This is a genomic window from Leptothoe sp. PORK10 BA2 (genome assembly GCF_034932105.1).
GTDB lineage: Bacteria > Cyanobacteriota > Cyanobacteriia > Phormidesmidales > Phormidesmidaceae > Leptothoe.
Window position 1 is genome coordinate 1 of the sequence record NZ_JAYGIG010000202.1, and the last position, 3,284, is coordinate 3,284.

Sequence of the window (3,284 nt, forward strand, 5' to 3'; positions counted from 1 at the left end):
ATGTTCTGCCGTATTCGCGGTTACCTATCCACTCTACGCAAACAGGGGCATAACGTTCTGGATGCCCTCATGGGATTGTTCTCTGGAAACCCTATAACTCTCCTACCCCAGCCTGAGTAGTTACGACTTGGCAGCAAATAGCGGTTGGGCCACTGTAACGGAGATGGAAACGCGGCCACCAGTAACCCCAGCAGTTGTCCCTCCTCTAAAATCCATTGAGCGATAGGCTGAGGCATAGGGATTTGACCTGACTGGCACATGGAAGATTGCACCTCAACCACATGGGGTGGATGGCTGCTGAATGATTGACCAGGGAAGGCATCGGGGGCCATGGATGAATTCTCCTATAGATTGAGTACATCCTTAGTTAAGAATACCCTCTGGTTCTGAACCATTGCTGATAAATTCCTGTGATCATTGTTTTTCGACAATGTGTTTTATCTCACTTAGAAGTAGTGATCCGCTTATTGTTCAACCCTCATCAGAGCTGGCAGCATTGACCTCCAGCCCTGACTGGTCATGGACCTTAAATGGGATCTAAGCACAGCGCTACACCAAATGCCGACAACGACACTCAATGTTGCACTTACTAAAAATACCCTTCATATGTTTTTTGACCGTATTGAGGGTAATCACCAATTCCTTACTCACCTCTCGGTAAGAGAGACCCTGTAAATACAGCTCCCATACCTCAGTCTCACGGGTAGTCAAGCCATAGCGATAGGCATCACACACAGCTCGGTGATGAGCGATCTGGGTTAGATCCTCAATCGTTACTAGAATGCATTTTTCTGGTTGGTCCGCTAGGTTAATCCACTCTGTCTTGAGATAGAGACGAATACCTCCCGGCAGAAAAACCGTGTCGTACAGCTGCAACGCATGGTCAGGAAAGTCAACACAGCTATCGATGAGAAAATGACACAGGGTTGTCACCTGATCCGGCAATTGCATCCCAGATGTCCTCTCTGGGGAACCAAAAGCTTGCCCTGGGGACGCTTTTGCCAAGAGAACAAAAAAGTCTTCAGCCTTGGTTGTACTCCGCAGCAGCTGACCAGCTTGATCAAAGAGCACAAATCCCCGAAATGGGAAAACTTGCCCTAGCAAAACTTCAAAAATTAAATCCAGATTGTCAGCCCTGATGGTGGCCAATGGTGAACCATTGACCAATTGATCGGGGAGCACCTCCTCCATAGGAGAGGTGAGATCTATAAGGTCGCCGAGGTGGCTGAGAGTTGCCGATTTTAACACCATGATTCTGCTGGAAAATGGGGAACAGGTGATCAGCCGCTATTGCGCCTTTGTTGACTTAGGAGGTGAACCGGTTTGTCAGAAATTTGTCAGAAATACTACAAACCGGCATCGTGCCGATGGCTGCCTTGGTTCAACAACGCCCCAATGTCTAGCTGGCAAGAGGGCATGCGTTAGACTTGCGACTGATCACATTTCTACCTTAAGCAACTTGGCTAAGGTTATCTACGAGCGGGATGTAGCAAGCGGCCATGGCCAGCAGTCGCGATCAAAGACGTGGTATTCGAACCAGCTGGGAGTGACAGCCACTAGGGGGATGAGCTAGTATCAAGCTGGGTGAAGTAGGGGTGAAGCAAAATCAAATCATCCCTCAGGACCGGCTAATCGTCAGGACATACAGGAGTCTCACTGCCATGAATCATGACCTCAGGCCTCATGCTGTGGAGAACTGGTTTCCGCTAGATGTACAAAAACAATACATTGACCAGATTGTTCACCAGCCCGGTTTAAAGATAACCCTGAGACAGGCCACGTATTTTGTTCGCCTGTGGGGCTATGGCTATCTAACTCAGCATGGGGCGGATCATGTCCCCATCACTTGCCTAAGTCGACAAATTGGTAGCTTTTATTGCTCCCACAGCGATGCGGCGGACTTGTTCTATACTCAAACCCAAGGCACCCCCAGGGCCGCCGGGCAAATGATCGATAAGCTGGCCGCCAAGAATTTGCTCAGACGGAGTGAGGCGGATGGTGTGGCCACCAGGCTGAGTTTGAAAATTCCCCAGAGCTTTGAACTGCCGGAGATCGTGGAGGATGACACCTTTTATACCGATGCCTTTGACCCGCGCAATGATGCCTTAATGGTGGCCAGCTTTTTAGAAAAGCTCTATAGCTATGACCATGAACGCCCTGAGGCCATGCTCCACAACATTAAAAAAGGACTGCGCCAATGGGCTCGCCTGTATCCGGCCGGTTTACGGGTATTAAGACGCGCCTCTAATCAAGAACCCGTGGGATTTGCGGCCTTTTTTCCACCCCACCCCGATTCAGAAGAAAAGTTTGACCTGCCCCCCAGTCGCAGCTTGCATCTGAGCCGCCTTGACCTGCAGGAAGAAGACCCGATTCAAGTGGCGGAGAAAGGAGATCCTGACTGTTACACCGTTTTTGTACGCAGTTGGCAAATTCAACCGGCGGTGTGGACCTATGAAAACGCCTGCGAATTGATTAAGGATTCCCAGGCCACCTTGGCCAAAATTCGCGAAGATTTTCCTAACATGAGTGATATTTACACCATGGCCATTCATCCCCTATCGGAAGACTTGGCTCTGACCCTGGGATTTCGCACCATGAAGGTAGATCCTGACTCTTCCTTGAGTTGGCTTTCGATGCCATTAGACCGATTTCTAGCGTTAGATTATGAAGACGTTCTATTAAACTTCAACTATAGTCATCACTACGGTTAAAGGGTTGCTCCCTGTCCTCACATGGGTCGCTGCCCATGGCTGTGGCTAGGCACCGGCACTATGGGCATAAAACTACAGGCCATATGGCCTAAGTGGTTTACCGCCCATGGCAAAAATACAACTCCCCTTTAGAATAAAATGGTTCTCATGTACTTAAGCTACGATGACTCGCGCTAAACAATCCCCTATTCGTTCCACCTTAACGCCACGACCCAAATCTACCTACACCACCGGTAAGTTCAAGTCCTTTCGGCAGCTGCCTTACCACATTGCCCTGAGCCAAGCAGCCCGCTTGGAGGCCTGGACCGAGGAAGTACAGGGGGTGGGTGGCCCAGCCGAAGCGACCAATAGCGATGATTTTGATCCTAATCTCATGGAACGCCAGTAGGCTTCAGCCAGATTTTATAGGCTCCAGAGAAATTCGATGAAAAGGCCCTCACCGTATTGGTAGGGCGAACGCACACGTTTCTTAATAATTATCAAACAGAGGATTAAGAAGCCATAGGATCTAAGGCAACCTCGTTTGCCCATGGATGCCTGGTATGACTCAATCTACTATTGCCACGTTGAAAG

At 49.5% G+C, this 3,284-nt stretch carries 3 protein-coding genes; 2 read left to right on the plus strand and 1 reads right to left on the minus strand.

Going from position 1 to position 3,284, the window contains the following annotated elements:
- Positions 1-549 precede the first annotated feature (549 nt).
- The gene (locus tag VB741_RS26165; protein ID WP_323368168.1) at positions 550-1,251 is read right to left on the minus strand and encodes a helix-turn-helix transcriptional regulator; all 702 of its coding nucleotides are present in this window, start codon (positions 1,249-1,251) and stop codon (positions 550-552) included.
- 437 nt (positions 1,252-1,688) lie between these two features.
- Here VB741_RS26165 and VB741_RS26170 point away from each other — a divergent pair, with 437 nt between their 5' ends.
- Both VB741_RS26170 and VB741_RS26175 read left to right on the plus strand, forming a co-directional pair.
- Positions 1,689-2,711, plus strand: coding sequence for a hypothetical protein (locus VB741_RS26170; protein WP_323368169.1), 1,023 nt, complete (start codon positions 1,689-1,691; stop codon positions 2,709-2,711).
- A gap of 163 nt (positions 2,712-2,874) precedes the next feature.
- Positions 2,875-3,099 (plus strand): hypothetical protein, encoded by a 225-nt coding sequence (locus VB741_RS26175; RefSeq protein WP_323368170.1) that lies wholly within the window; start codon positions 2,875-2,877, stop codon positions 3,097-3,099.
- Positions 3,100-3,284: the final 185 nt, after the last annotated feature.